This is a genomic window from Streptomyces sp. V3I7 (assembly GCF_030817495.1).
Taxonomy (GTDB): Bacteria; Actinomycetota; Actinomycetes; order Streptomycetales; family Streptomycetaceae; genus Streptomyces.
Window position 1 is genome coordinate 1,268,904 of sequence record NZ_JAUSZK010000001.1, and the last position, 12,174, is coordinate 1,281,077.

The window sequence follows — 12,174 nt, forward strand, 5'->3', positions numbered from 1 at the left end:
GTGCCCGCACAATAGATGCGATGCCGGAATACGAATTTGTCGACGTGTACGTCCCGCGCGGGGTCTCCCGCAAGGAGGCCACGCGTCTGCTGACGGACCATGCCGAGTACGGACACTGGGAGTTGGACCGACTGAGCCTGCTGCGGGACGGCAGCCGCAAGGTGCGGTTGCGTCGGCGGATCATCCGCCAGGTCCGCGCCACCTGGTGAGACAAGGCGCATGCGCGTGAACGGAGCGGGCCCCGTCGATGGTGGGGCCCGCTCCGTCGTCTGCGCCGATTCCTGCCCTTACGCCGACGCCTTGCCCCTGCGGTACAGCACCACGCCCGCCAGGAGCGCCCCCGCGCTCGCCGGGATCGCGACGCCGAGCGGCAGGTCGCTGCCGGTGTGCGCGAGTTGTGCGGTGGGCCGGGGCTGGGTGACCTCGCTGCCGCCGCCCTGGCCGCCGCCGTGCGCGGAGCCGCCGGGCGTCAGGCCGCCGCCTGTGGAGGGCGGGTTGCCCGGCTCACCGGGGTGCCCGGGGGTACCGGGGTGACCAGGCGTGCCAGGGTTGCCCGGATGACCCGGGTTGCCAGGGTGACCCGGCTCACCGGGGTGACCGGGGTGTCCCGGCTGACCGGGGTTCCCTGGCGGCGTCTCATGGCCACCCCCGCCCCCACCGCCCCCGCCCGGAGGCGTGGTGCCGTGGCCGCCCCCGGAGGAGCCTCCGTCGTTGGCGCACGTGTTGCCCAGCGCGGCGTTGCCGATCCCGATGATGTCGACGCTGTTGCCGCACACGTTCACCGGCACGTCGATCGGCGCCTGCACGCTGTTGCCGGAGCCGACGCCGGGCGAGCCGCCGGTGTGCGCGCCCGCGTGCGCGCCGGAGCCGCCGTGACCGCCCGAGGAGCCGCTCCGTCCGCCGTTGCCGCACGCGTTGCCCGCCGCCGGGTTGAGAAGTCCGACGACGTTCACGGTGTTGCCGCAGACGTTGACCGGTACGTGCACCGGTACCTGGACGGTGTTGCCGGACAGCACACCGGGCGAGCCGGCGGCCGAGCCGCTCGCTCCCGAATCCGCGTGGGCGTAGCCGCCCGCGCCGACGATGACACCGGTCGCCGCGACGACGGTCATGAGGCCCTTGCGGGTGCCCTGTCCCATGAAATGAATCCGCATGACGTGATTCCCCCCTGCCTTCGCTATTCGATCGTGCTCGAATTCCTTGCGAAAAGACCGGTCGCCCCGGAGCGCATGGCGCGCGCTCCGGGGCCGACGGTCGGACGCCCCTCAGGGAGTGGGCGTCACTTGTTGACGCAGTAGTTGCCGAAGGCGGGGTTCAGCAGCCCGATCACGGAGATCGTGTTGCCGCAGACGTTCACCGGGACGTGCACGGGAACCTGGACGACGTTGCCGGAAATGACGCCCGGGGAGTGCACGGCGGCACCCTGAGCACCCGAGTCGGCGACGGCCAGGCCCGCACCCGCGAGAACCAGACCACCAGTGGCAGCCGCAGCAGCGACGACCTTCTTGAGCATTGTTCCTCCTTGTTGGCAAAGCGATCCCCAGCTGACGGATCGCATCACGTGTAACGAGGAGGGAGTAATCAAGATACGAGCGTATCGTCGCATTCACTCTTCTCAGTCACGGCCGCACGGGCGACCGATTATTGTTCGGTTATCGTCCCGGCCGGAATTCAGGACGCGTCGATGAACCGGTCGAGCACCCGTACACCGAACTTGAGCCCGTCCACCGGCACCCGCTCGTCCACGCCGTGGAACATGCCCGCGAAGTCCAGCTCCGGCGGCAGCTTGAGCGGCGCGAAGCCGAAGCCCCGGATGCCGAGGTCGTCGAACGACTTGGCGTCCGTACCGCCGGAGAGCATGTACGGGATCGCCTTCGCGGCCGGGTCCTCAGCGAGCAGTGCGGACTGCATGGCCTCCACCAGGGCACCGTCGAAGGTGGTCTCCACGGCCTTGTCGGCGTGCACGTCCTCCCGGCGCACGTTCGGGCCGAGGAGCCGGTCGAGGTCGGTGAGGAACTCGTCCTCGAAGCCGGGCAGGAACCGTCCGTCGATGTGCGCGGTGGCCTCGCCGGGGATGACGTTGACCTTGTAGCCGGCGTTCAGCTGCGTCGGGTTGGCCGTGTTGCTCAGGGTCGCGCCGATGAGCTTGGCGATGCCGCCGAGCTTGGCGAGGGTGGACTCCATGTCCTCGGCGTCCAGTTCGACGCCGAGCGCGTCGCCCAGCTCGTCGAGGAAGGCCCGCGTCGTCTTGGTGACCCGTACCGGGAACTTGTGCCGGCCGACCCGGGCGACCGCCTCCGACAGCTCGGTGATCGCGTTGTCGCGGTGGATCATCGAGCCGTGCCCGGCGGTGCCGGCCACGGTCAGCTTCATCCAGTGCATGCCCTTCTCGGCCGTCTGGATCAGATAGAGCCGCCGCTGCTCGTTCACCGTGAAGGAGAAGCCGCCCACCTCGCTGATCGCCTCGGTGACGCCGTCGAACAGCTCGGGGTGGTTGTCGACCAGCCAGCGGGCCCCGTACGTGCCGCCCGCCTCCTCGTCGGCGAGGAACGCGAGCACGATGTCGCGCGGGGGACGGCGCCCGCTGCGCAGCCGGTCGCGCACGACCGCGAGGGTCATCGCGTCCATGTCCTTCATGTCGACGGCTCCGCGCCCCCACACGCACCCGTCCGTGACCTCGCCGGAGAACGGGTGGTGGGTCCAGTCGTCGGCGTTGGCCGGTACGACGTCCAGGTGGCCGTGGATCAGCAGCGCCGGCCGGGACGGGTCCTCGCCCTCGATCCGGGCCACCGTGGAGGCGCGTCCCGGGTGCGACTCGAAGATCCGCGGCTCGAGCCCCACCTCGGCCAGCTTCTCGGCGACGTACTCGGCGGACTTGCGCTCGCCGGGGCCGGAGTGGTCGCCGTAGTTGCTCGTGTCGAACCGGATCAGGTCGCGGCAGAGGTCCACGACCTCGTCCTCGCCGGTGACGCCCCTGGCCGTGTCCTTGTCGCTCACGCTGCTTCCTCCCGCTGTCACTGCTGGTGGTTGCCCTCATCCTCTCTCTCCGCGGCCCCGCACCCAAGAGGGCCGCGAGGAGGAGGGGGGTGATCAGGCACCCCCGGGAGCCTGGTAATGTTCTCTGTGTCGCCGCGAGGGAAACCACGCGCGACAGACACCTTGTCCGGGTGGCGGAATGGCAGACGCGCTAGCTTGAGGTGCTAGTGCCCTTTATCGGGCGTGGGGGTTCAAGTCCCCCCTCGGACACACGAGATGAGTGAGGGCCGCGACCGTGAGGTCGCGGCCCTCACTCGTGTGCGACGTGCGCCGGCCCGGTCCCGCCGTCCCCGACAATGGCCGTATGACCACGCGTTCCTGCCCCTGCGGCCTGTCCGAGCCGTACGAGAAGTGCTGCGGCCGTTTCCACTCCGGCGCCCTGGCCGCGCCCACCGCCGAGGCGCTGATGCGGTCCCGGTACAGCGCCTTCGTGACGGGGGACGTGGCATATCTGCTGCGGACCTGGCATCCGCTGACCCGGCCGGACGGGCTCGACCTGGACGCGGGGATGCGGTGGACCGGCCTGGAGGTGCTCGACACCCGGGACGGCTCGGCCTTCCACTCCACCGGCACCGTGACCTTCCGCGCCTCCTACCGGGGCGGCTCGCTGCACGAGCGGAGCCGTTTCGAGCGCGTCGACGGGGCCTGGGTGTACGTCGACGGGGAGTTCCTCGACGACTGAGCCGACCGAGCGGCGGGGCAGGGAGTCGGGGGCGCTACGGCGCCAGGATGTCCAGCTCCTGCAGGGCGCCCTCGGTGATCTCGCGGGTCAGCCGCTCGGCGCGGACCTCGTCGCGCGCGCGGACCGCCTCCGCGACCTGGACGTGCAGGGTGACGGCGGCCGGGTCGGGGTCCTCGAACATGACCTCGTGGTGGGTGCGGCCGGCGAGGACCTCGGCGACGACGTCTCCCAGGCGGGCGAACATCTCGTTGCGGGAGGCGGTGAGGATGACCCGGTGGAACGCCATGTCGTGGACCAGGTACTCCTGGAGCTTGTGGCCGCTGGAGTTGGCCACCATGCCCAGCGCGCACTCGGTGAGCTCGGCGCACTGTTCCTTCGTGGCGTTGCGCGCGGCCAGGCCCGCCGCGACCGGCTCGATCGCCGAGCGCAGCACGGTCAGCGAGCGCAGCTGGTGCGGGCGGTCGGCGCCGGCCAGCCGCCAGCGGATGACCTGCGGGTCGTAGACGTTCCACTCGCACTTGGGCAGGACGGTCACGCCCACGCGGCGGCGGGACTCGACGAGGTGCATGGACTCAAGGACGCGCACCGCCTCGCGCATCACCGATCGTGACACTTCGAAGTGGTGGGCCAGCTCGTCCGTGCGCAGCACGCTGCCCGCAGCGTACTCGCCCGCGGTGATCGCGGGTCCGAGGGTGTCCAGTACATGGCCGTGCAGCCCCCGGCCCGGTGTGCTCATGCACTCAGCGTACAGAGCGGATCACGGAGACAAAAAGTCAGACTTATTCGTCACAGACTCTTGAATTTGTCGTATCTAATAGGTTTCAGTGAGGCCGACGTCAGCAGTCCGACGTCGCATGTCGAGGAAGACAGCGAGGCAGCAATGCGTACCACCCACGTCGTCGTGGTGATGGGCGTCGCCGGCACGGGCAAGACCACCATCGGTCCTCTGCTCGCCGACCGGCTCGGCGTCCCGTATGCCGAAGGCGACGACTTCCACCCGCAGGCCAACATCGACAAGATGTCGGCCGGCATCCCGCTCGACGACGCGGACCGCTGGCCGTGGCTCGATGCCATCGGCGGCTGGGCGCACGATCGGGCCGGGCTCGGTGGAGTGGTCAGCAGCTCGGCGCTGAAGCGGGCGTACCGTGACCGCCTCAGGGCCGCGGCCCCCGGGGTCGTGTTCGTCCACCTCACGGGCTCGCGCGAGCTCATCGAGGAGCGGATGTCGCACCGTCAGGGCCACTTCATGCCGACCGCGTTGCTGGACTCCCAGTTCGCCACGCTCCAGCCTCTCGAGGCGGACGAGGCGGGAGTCGCCGTGGATGTCGCCGGTGGTCCCGAGGAGATCACCGAGCGCGCCGTCAACGCGCTGTCCGAGCTTCCCCACGCCGTGCACTGAGGCTCCACACCTCCACCCCCCGCACGCAGTGATCCCCACTGCATCCCCTTCCCCCGTCCCCCATTTCCCAAGGGAACACCGTGACCAGACTCAGCGTCGAGATGCTGGCAGCGGACACCGTTGCGCCGATCACCACGGCCGGCCACGCCCAGCTGGGCATCGCCGTGCTGGCGGGTATCGCCGTCATCGTCCTGCTCATCACCAAGTTCAAGCTCCACGCCTTCCTGGCGCTCACCATCGGCTCGCTCGCGCTCGGCGCGTTCGCCGGTGCCCCGCTCGACAAGGCGATAGCGAGCTTCACCACCGGTCTCGGCACCACGGTCGCCGGCGTCGGCGTGCTGATCGCGCTGGGCGCGATCCTCGGCAAGCTGCTCGCCGACTCCGGCGGCGCCGACCAGGTGGTGGACACGATCCTCGCCAAGGCCGGTGGCCGGGCGATGCCGTGGGCGATGGTGCTGATCGCCTCCGTCATCGGTCTGCCGCTGTTCTTCGAGGTCGGCATCGTGCTGCTGATCCCGGTGGTGCTGATGGTGGCCAAGCGCGGCAACTACTCGCTGATGCGTATCGGCATTCCGGCGCTGGCCGGTCTGTCCGTGATGCACGGCCTGGTGCCCCCGCACCCCGGCCCGCTGGTGGCGATCGACGCCGTCAAGGCCAACCTGGGCGTCACGCTGGCGCTCGGCATCGTCATCGCCATCCCCACCGTGATCATCGCCGGTCCGCTGTTCTCCAAGGTCGCGGCCCGCTGGGTGGACGTCCAGGCTCCCGAGCGCATGCTGCCGCAGCGCGCCTCGGACGAGCTGGAGAAGCGCCCGAGCTTCGGCGCCACCCTCGCCACGATCCTGCTGCCGGTCGTCCTGATGCTGGCCAAGGCGCTGGTTGACCTCACGGTCGACGACCCGACGAAGCCGCTCCAGCGCGTCTTCGACGTCATCGGCTCCCCGCTCATCGCCCTGCTCGCCGCCGTCATCGTCGGCATGTTCACCCTGGGCCGGGCGGCCGGCTTCACCAAGGGCCGGATCTCGCAGACCGTCGAGAAGGGCCTCGTGCCGATCGTCGGCGTCCTGCTGATCGTCGGCGCCGGCGGCGGCTTCAAGCAGACGCTGATCGACTGCGGTGTCGGCCAGATGATCCTGGACGTCTCCAAGGACTGGTCCATCCCGGCCCTGCTGCTGGCCTGGCTGATCGCCGTGGCGATCCGGCTGGCGACGGGTTCGGCGACGGTGGCGACCGTCTCGGCGGCGGGTCTCGTCGCCCCGCTGGCCGCCGACATGTCGACGACCCACGCGGCCCTGCTGGTCCTCGCGATCGGCGCCGGCTCGCTGTTCTTCAGCCACGTCAACGATGCCGGCTTCTGGCTGGTGAAGGAGTACTTCGGCCTGGAGGTCGGGCAGACGGTCAAGACCTGGTCCGTCATGGAGACGATCATCTCGGTCGTCGCGGGCGGTCTGGTCCTCTTGCTGTCCTTGGTCCTCTAGGGACTGTCCGGCGGATCAGGTCGAAGGAAAGCCACGGCGCCTGATCAGTGCGGGTGAGCGGGGTCTGGGCGTGCCAGACCCCGCGTCCGCCTTGACGAGGCCTCTGTCGCCCTGCCCGGGGAGGTCCGCACGGCGGTTTTCGACGTGACCGACGGCCCCTCGGTGGCCGCCGGGATCGGGGACGTCGAGGAGCGGGTGGGCCCGCTCGACAAGGGCATGTGCGCGGACTGGGCCCCGCACAGCGTGCAGGGCAACGGGCTGGGCCCCGGCTACATCGAGACCGAACCGACCCGGCCCGTCGAGGACGAGGAGTTCAGCGCCTGGGTCCGCCGCCGCACCCCGGCCGCCCGCTGGGGCCGCACCGAGGACCTCGTCGGCGGCGTCCTGTTCCTCGCCTCCCCCGCCGCGGACTTCGTCAACGGCCAGGTGCTGTACGTCGACGTCGGCATGACCAGCGTGCTGTGAACGCCCGGCCGCAGGGCATGAGCCTCACGGCCGCCGGCTGGCCACGCCCGCCGCACCGGTGGGCGTCGACCGAGGCCGGGCCTCGGCCCACGCTCACGGCCGCCACAGCGGATGTTCCCGCCGCGCCCACTCCCCGCTCACCGTCCCCGTGCGCAGGCCCCGCCGCGCCTCCGGGTCGGCCCAGGCCATGCCGATGTGGCCGGCCAGGACCACGCCGATGGTCAGCGCCAGCCAGTCGTGGACGAAGGTCGCGCCCGTGCGCCACTCCAGCGGCGTGAGATGCGTGAACCACATCAGCAGGCCCGTGCCGAGCATGACCAGGGTGGCGCCGGCGAGCCACGCGGCGTAGACCTTCTGCCCCGCGTTGAACTTGGCCGCCGGACGCGACGCACGCCGCTTGTCGCGGTGCAGGGCGGCGCGCAGCCAGACCCGGTCGTGCGGGCCGAAGCGGTTGAGCCGGCCCAGGTCGGCGCGGAACGCGCGGGAGACGAGGCCGATCAGGACCGGGACGGGCAGGGCGAGGCCCGCCCATTCGTGCACCCGGACCACGAGCTCCCGGCGCCCCACGAGCACGGCGAGCTGCGGGACGTAGAGACAGGCCGCGGTCAGCACGCACACGCCCATCAGCACGGCCGTGGCGCGGTGGATCCAGCGCTCGGCGGGGGTGAAGCGGGCCAGCCGTGCCGTGGTGGCCGGGGCCGCCTCAGCTCGTAGGGTCATCGGACCGTCCGTTCGAGCGGCCGACCCAGGCGTCGACGTCGTATCCCAGCCGCTCCCAGTAGCCCGGCCGCACCCGGTCGGTGACCGTGATGCCGGAGAGCCACTTGGCCGACTTGTAGAAGTACATGGGCGCCACGTAGAGGCGGACGGGGCCGCCGTGGTCGTGACCGATGTCCTTGTCCTGCATGCGCAGGGCGACCAGCACGTCGCGGCGGCGGGCCTGGTCGAGGGTGAGGCTCTCGGTGTACGTGCCGTCGAAGCAGGTGAAGCGGATCGCCCGCGCCGAGGCGCGCACCCCGGCGGCGTCCAGCAGGCGCGAGAGCCGTACGCCCTCGAACGGGGTACCCGGCACCCGCCACCCGGTGACGCACTGGACGTCCCGGACGAGCCGTGTCCGGGGCAGCGCGCGCAGCTCGGCGAGCGTGTACGCGCGCGGACGGTCGACGAGTCCGTCCACCGTGAGCCGGTAGTCGGCCGGCCCCTTGTGCGGTACGGACGCGGCGACCGAGTAGTAGCGGAAGCCGCCGCCGTTGGGGAGCAGGCCGGTCAGTCCCGTGGGGTCCTTGCCGGACACGGTGCCGAGCAACGACTCCAGCCCGTGCTGCACGGTGGGGGCGGCGACCACGCCGAGGGCGCCGAGGCCGAGGGTGCCGAGGAAGATCCGGCGGCCGATGGGCCGGCCCTCCTCGTGCTGTTCAGGGTTCACCCGTTCATTCGAACACTCGCGGACGCGCGGGACCAGGGGCGGCGGGCTCGCGTCAGCGTTCCGTAAGAACCGGACGACCAGCTGCGGGTGACTGACTGTGAGTGACCGGTTCACCGTCGTCTGCGTCGTGACCGGTTGAACTGCCGGGTTACGGGTACTTCCGGGGGCACGCTGGATACCGGGTCCTGGGAGCCGCAGACGCTACAGTCGCCACTACGCACCCGTTGCCCGGCCGGACGATCGAGGTACGCAGCGTGTCGGTTCTGATTGTGGTTCTCGCGGTGAGCGCGGCCTGCTGTCTGGGCATCGGCTTCGTGCTCCAGCAGAACGTGGCCCAGAGGGCACCCCTCAGCGACTTCCTCACCCCCCGGCTGCTGCTCGACCTGATGAAGGTGCCGCGCTGGCTGGCCGGCACCGCGCTCATGGTGGCCGGCATGGTCCTGGGCGCCATCGCGCTGGGCCGCGGCGAGATCTCCATGGTCGAGCCACTGCTCGCGACGAACCTGCTGTTCGCCCTCACCCTGTCCCGGTACCAGACCAAGGCACCGCTCGGCCGGCAGGGCTGGGCGGGGCTCGCGCTGCTCGCCGGCGGGGTGTCCGTGTTCATCTGGGCCGGCCAGCCGCGCGGCGGCACCGCCGTCACCGACCCGCTGCGGCACTGGCTGATCATCGGCGCGATGGTCGGCGTGGCCCTGCTGCTCACGGGCTTCGCCCGGCACGCCCGACTGAACACGGCCGCGCCCCTGCTGCTGGCCATCGCCGCCGGGCTGCTGTACGGCGTGCAGGACTCGCTGACCCGGGTGAGCGGCGAGCGCTTCGCCGAGGGCGGCCTGGCCGAAGTGCTCTCCGGCTGGCAGCCGTACGGCGTGCTGGTGCTGGGCGTCACCGGGCTGATCCTGGTCCAGAGCGCGTTCGAGACCGCGCCGCTGCGCATGTCGCTGCCCGCGCTCACCGCGGCCCAGCCGATCGCCGGGATCGTGTGCGGCGTCGGCTTCCTCGGCGACCGGCTGCGCACCGACGCCGGGGCCCTGGCCTGGCAGGCGGCGGGGCTGGCGGCCGTCATCCTGGGCATCGTGCTGCTCGGCCTGCACCCGGCGATGCCGACCGGGGCGTCGAAGTCGGAACCGGCACGCGACCTCCAGCCGCACTGAGCGCCCGCCCGGGCCCTGCTTGGATGGGCCCATGAACCCTGCTGACCCTGTGAACCCCGACCCTGTGAGCCTCGCTGCCCCTGTGAACCCTGCTGACGAGATCCTCGACGTCGTCGACGAGCACGACCGGGTCGTCGGGCAGTCCCCGCGCGGCGAGGTCTACGCCCGCGGGCTGCGCCACCGGTGCGTGTTCATCCAGGCCCGGGACGCGCGGGGCCGCGTCTTCGTCCACCGCCGCACCCCGACCAAGCTGGTCTTCCCGTCCCTGTACGACATGTTCGTCGGCGGGGTGGTCGGCGCGGGCGAGTCCTACGACGACGCGGCCCTGCGCGAGGCGGAGGAGGAGCTCGGGGTGACGGGGCTGCCCCGGCCGTCGTACCTCTTCAAGTTCCTGTACGACGACGGCGCCGGGCGCAGCTGGTGGTCGGCGGTGTACGAGGTGCGCTGCGAGCTGCCGGTGCGGCCGCAGGTCGAGGAGGTGGCCTGGCACGACTTCCTGCCCGAGAGCGAGGTGGAGGCCCGGCTCGGTGACTGGGAGTGGGTGCCGGACGGGCGGGCGGGGTACGAGAAGCTGCGGGAGTACCGCTCGGGGCGGTGAGCGGGGCGCCCGGGTAGGGTCCAGCGCGTGATCGAATTCGTGCGGAACGTCCGGCTGTGGTTCGCTCCCGAGGCGATCCGGGACGAGGGCGGCACCCCCGACTACCGGTTCTCGCTGGCGAACGAGCGCACGTTCCTGGCCTGGCTGCGGACCTCCCTCGCACTGATCGGCGGGGGATTCGCGGTGGACCAGTTCCTGCCGGACCTGCGCTGGGGCTGGCGCGTGGGGCTGGCGCTCGGTCTGCTCGGTGCGGGTGTGCTGTGCTCGCTGCGCGCGGTCAACCACTGGGTGCGCTGCGAGCGGGCGATGCGCCGGGGCGAGGATCTGCCGGTGTCGCGGTTCCCGGCGGTGCTGAGCCTCGTGGTGACGGTGGTGGCCGTGGCGATGGTGGTCGTCGTACTGGTCGGCTGGGACGGATGACGGCCGCCACCCCCGAGAGCCCCGCGCGCGACCCGGGGCTGCAACCGGAGCGGACGCGCCTGGCCTGGCGCCGCACGACCCTCTCATACGTCGTCACCACCCTTCTCGCGCTGCGCACCGTCCTGCACTCCGGCGCGTCCACCACGGCGGTCGCCATCGGCGCCGTCTGCTGCATGCTCTGGCTCTGCTTCCTCGCCATCGCCCACCGCCGCATCCGCACTCTGTCCGGTTCGTTCCAGCCCCCCGCCCTCTCCCCCCGGATCGCCACGGCGGCGGTCCTGTGCGGGGTGGCGATGGCGGTGTGCGCGGCGGTGCTGGTGGTCTAGGGGGTGTCTCGTCGATCAGGCCGGATCAGGGAGCGGCGTCTGGTGCCGTGCATCGCAAGGCGGAGGAGGGAGTCGATGCGGAGTGATGGGGGTGCCCCCTGCTCGAGCGAAGCCGAGAGCTTGGGGGAGACCGACGACCACGCGGCTGGGGGCGCCCCCTGCTCGAAGAGCTTGGGGGAGGTGCCAGGCCTCGCGAGCCCGGCGTGATCGACGAGACACCCCCTATAGCGCCACCGGAGTCGCGTGGGGTTCAGTGCGGGGTCACCCAGTCCGGGGTCCAGGACCCGGGGGCGTCGTGGCCGGGCGTCGTGGCGGCGAGGTGGGCGCGGAGGGCGGCCAGCGCGGGGTGGGGATTGTCGCGGTGCCAGAGGAGCGAGTGGGGGTAGACGGGGGTCGGGTCGGTCACCGGGATGCGGCGCAGGCCGTGGCCGTCGGGCCAGACGAGGCGGGTGTGGCCGCCCATGAAGGTGGCCAGGGCCGGGGTGTCGGCGACGGTGTCGAGGAGCGCGTCGGAGCCGAAGTTGGGGCCGGTCGCCTCGATGGTGAGGCCGAACTCGGCGACGAGGTCGTCGTAGTAGGCGGCCCACTCGGTGCCGGGGACGATGCCGGGCATCCAGATCCGGTGTCCGGCGAGCTGGGCGACGGTCACCGAGCGGGCGCCCGCCAGGGCGTGGGCGGGGCCGGTGAGGAGCTGGAGCGGCTCGTCGAGGACCCGTACGGACGTGATGTCCTCGGGCAGGGGCCGGCCGGGCACGGCGACGGCGCGGAAGGACGCGTCGATCGCGCCGGAGCGGATGGCGGCGACGGCCGTGTCGATGTCGAACAGCATCACCACGTCGAGCTCGGTCTCCGGGTGCGCGCGGTGGAAGCCGCGCATCAGGCCGGTCGCCGCGCCGCGCGAGGCGATCACGTCGACGCGCAGCGGACGCCGGTCGGTGTGCACGGACGCGACCGCGCGCTCGGCGGCCCGCAGCAGCTCGCGCGCGTGGGGCAGGAACGCCTGCCCGTCGATGGTGAGCTCGGCGCCGCGCGCGGTGCGCGTGAACAGCCGCACACCGAGGTTCCGCTCCAGCGCGGCGATGCGCTTGGAGACGGCCTGCTGGGTGAGGGCCAGCTCGGTGGCCGCTTCCTGGAACCGCCCCGTGTCGGCGGCTGCGACGAAGGTCCGGACGGCGTCGAGGTCCATACCGACA

At 71.6% G+C, this 12,174-nt stretch carries 15 protein-coding genes, 1 tRNA gene and 1 pseudogene; 10 read left to right on the plus strand and 7 right to left on the minus strand.

Annotated elements, in window-relative coordinates; translation table 11 throughout:
* The first annotated feature begins 20 nt into the window (after positions 1-20).
* Positions 21-209 carry a DUF5703 family protein gene (locus tag QFZ74_RS06055; RefSeq protein WP_043407302.1) on the plus strand — a complete coding sequence of 63 codons (189 nt, stop codon included), beginning with the start codon at positions 21-23 and terminating at the stop codon, positions 207-209.
* Between the two features lie 78 nt (positions 210-287).
* On the opposite strand, the gene QFZ74_RS06060 is transcribed toward QFZ74_RS06055, so the two are convergent.
* From QFZ74_RS06060 to QFZ74_RS06070, 3 genes are all read right to left on the minus strand, one after another.
* The gene (locus QFZ74_RS06060; protein WP_307624055.1) at positions 288-1,139 is read right to left on the minus strand and encodes a chaplin family protein; all 852 of its coding nucleotides are present in this window, start codon (positions 1,137-1,139) and stop codon (positions 288-290) included.
* Positions 1,140-1,279: 140 nt separating this feature from the next.
* A complete protein-coding gene (gene chpH / locus QFZ74_RS06065) occupies positions 1,280-1,513 on the minus strand; it encodes a chaplin ChpH (protein WP_307619743.1) in 234 nt (77 codons plus the stop codon).
* Positions 1,514-1,671: 158 nt separating this feature from the next.
* Positions 1,672-2,997, minus strand: coding sequence for a M20/M25/M40 family metallo-hydrolase (locus QFZ74_RS06070; protein WP_307619744.1), 1,326 nt, complete (start codon positions 2,995-2,997; stop codon positions 1,672-1,674).
* Positions 2,998-3,161: 164 nt separating this feature from the next.
* Between QFZ74_RS06070 and QFZ74_RS06075 the strand changes: the two genes are divergently transcribed.
* Together QFZ74_RS06075 and QFZ74_RS06080 are read left to right on the plus strand one after the other, a co-directional pair.
* A tRNA-Leu gene (locus QFZ74_RS06075) sits at positions 3,162-3,246 on the plus strand.
* Positions 3,247-3,340: 94 nt separating this feature from the next.
* Complete coding sequence (locus tag QFZ74_RS06080; protein WP_307619745.1) at positions 3,341-3,718, plus strand: YchJ family protein; 378 nt, start codon at positions 3,341-3,343, stop codon at positions 3,716-3,718.
* 34 nt (positions 3,719-3,752) lie between these two features.
* Here QFZ74_RS06080 and QFZ74_RS06085 read toward each other — a convergent pair whose 3' ends face one another.
* Positions 3,753-4,454 (minus strand): FadR/GntR family transcriptional regulator, encoded by a 702-nt coding sequence (locus QFZ74_RS06085; protein ID WP_307619746.1) that lies wholly within the window; start codon positions 4,452-4,454, stop codon positions 3,753-3,755.
* 144 nt (positions 4,455-4,598) lie between these two features.
* Here QFZ74_RS06085 and QFZ74_RS06090 point away from each other — a divergent pair, with 144 nt between their 5' ends.
* From QFZ74_RS06090 to QFZ74_RS06100, 3 genes and pseudogenes are all read left to right on the plus strand, one after another.
* Complete coding sequence (locus QFZ74_RS06090; protein ID WP_307619747.1) at positions 4,599-5,117, plus strand: gluconokinase; 519 nt, start codon at positions 4,599-4,601, stop codon at positions 5,115-5,117.
* 80 nt (positions 5,118-5,197) lie between these two features.
* The gene (locus QFZ74_RS06095; RefSeq protein ID WP_307619748.1) at positions 5,198-6,595 is read left to right on the plus strand and encodes a GntP family permease; all 1,398 of its coding nucleotides are present in this window, start codon (positions 5,198-5,200) and stop codon (positions 6,593-6,595) included.
* Positions 6,596-6,682: 87 nt separating this feature from the next.
* Positions 6,683-7,060, plus strand: a pseudogene (locus tag QFZ74_RS06100) (SDR family oxidoreductase); the annotation flags it as partial.
* Between the two features lie 93 nt (positions 7,061-7,153).
* On the opposite strand, the gene QFZ74_RS06105 reads toward QFZ74_RS06100, so the two are convergent.
* Both QFZ74_RS06105 and QFZ74_RS06110 read right to left on the minus strand, forming a co-directional pair.
* Positions 7,154-7,780 (minus strand): cytochrome b/b6 domain-containing protein, encoded by a 627-nt coding sequence (locus QFZ74_RS06105; protein ID WP_307619749.1) that lies wholly within the window; start codon positions 7,778-7,780, stop codon positions 7,154-7,156.
* Complete coding sequence (locus QFZ74_RS06110) at positions 7,764-8,486, minus strand: molybdopterin-dependent oxidoreductase (protein WP_307619750.1); 723 nt, start codon at positions 8,484-8,486, stop codon at positions 7,764-7,766. The genes QFZ74_RS06105 and QFZ74_RS06110 overlap by 17 nt, the downstream gene beginning before the upstream one ends.
* Positions 8,487-8,740: 254 nt before the next feature.
* Between QFZ74_RS06110 and QFZ74_RS06115 the strand changes: the two genes are divergently transcribed.
* From QFZ74_RS06115 to QFZ74_RS06130, 4 genes are all read left to right on the plus strand, one after another.
* Positions 8,741-9,637, plus strand: a complete 897-nt coding sequence (locus tag QFZ74_RS06115; RefSeq protein WP_307619751.1) for a DMT family transporter — start codon at positions 8,741-8,743, stop codon at positions 9,635-9,637.
* Between the two features lie 82 nt (positions 9,638-9,719).
* Entirely contained in the window at positions 9,720-10,235 is a 516-nt protein-coding gene (locus QFZ74_RS06120; protein ID WP_307619752.1) for an NUDIX hydrolase, read from the plus strand.
* A 27-nt stretch (positions 10,236-10,262) separates the two neighbouring features.
* Complete coding sequence (locus QFZ74_RS06125; protein WP_307619753.1) at positions 10,263-10,655, plus strand: YidH family protein; 393 nt, start codon at positions 10,263-10,265, stop codon at positions 10,653-10,655.
* Positions 10,652-10,981, plus strand: coding sequence for a DUF202 domain-containing protein (locus tag QFZ74_RS06130; RefSeq protein WP_307619754.1), 330 nt, complete (start codon positions 10,652-10,654; stop codon positions 10,979-10,981). The genes QFZ74_RS06125 and QFZ74_RS06130 overlap by 4 nt, the downstream gene beginning before the upstream one ends.
* Positions 10,982-11,231: 250 nt before the next feature.
* On the opposite strand, the gene QFZ74_RS06135 is transcribed toward QFZ74_RS06130, so the two are convergent.
* The gene (locus tag QFZ74_RS06135; RefSeq protein ID WP_307619755.1) at positions 11,232-12,167 is read right to left on the minus strand and encodes a LysR family transcriptional regulator; all 936 of its coding nucleotides are present in this window, start codon (positions 12,165-12,167) and stop codon (positions 11,232-11,234) included.
* Positions 12,168-12,174: the final 7 nt, after the last annotated feature.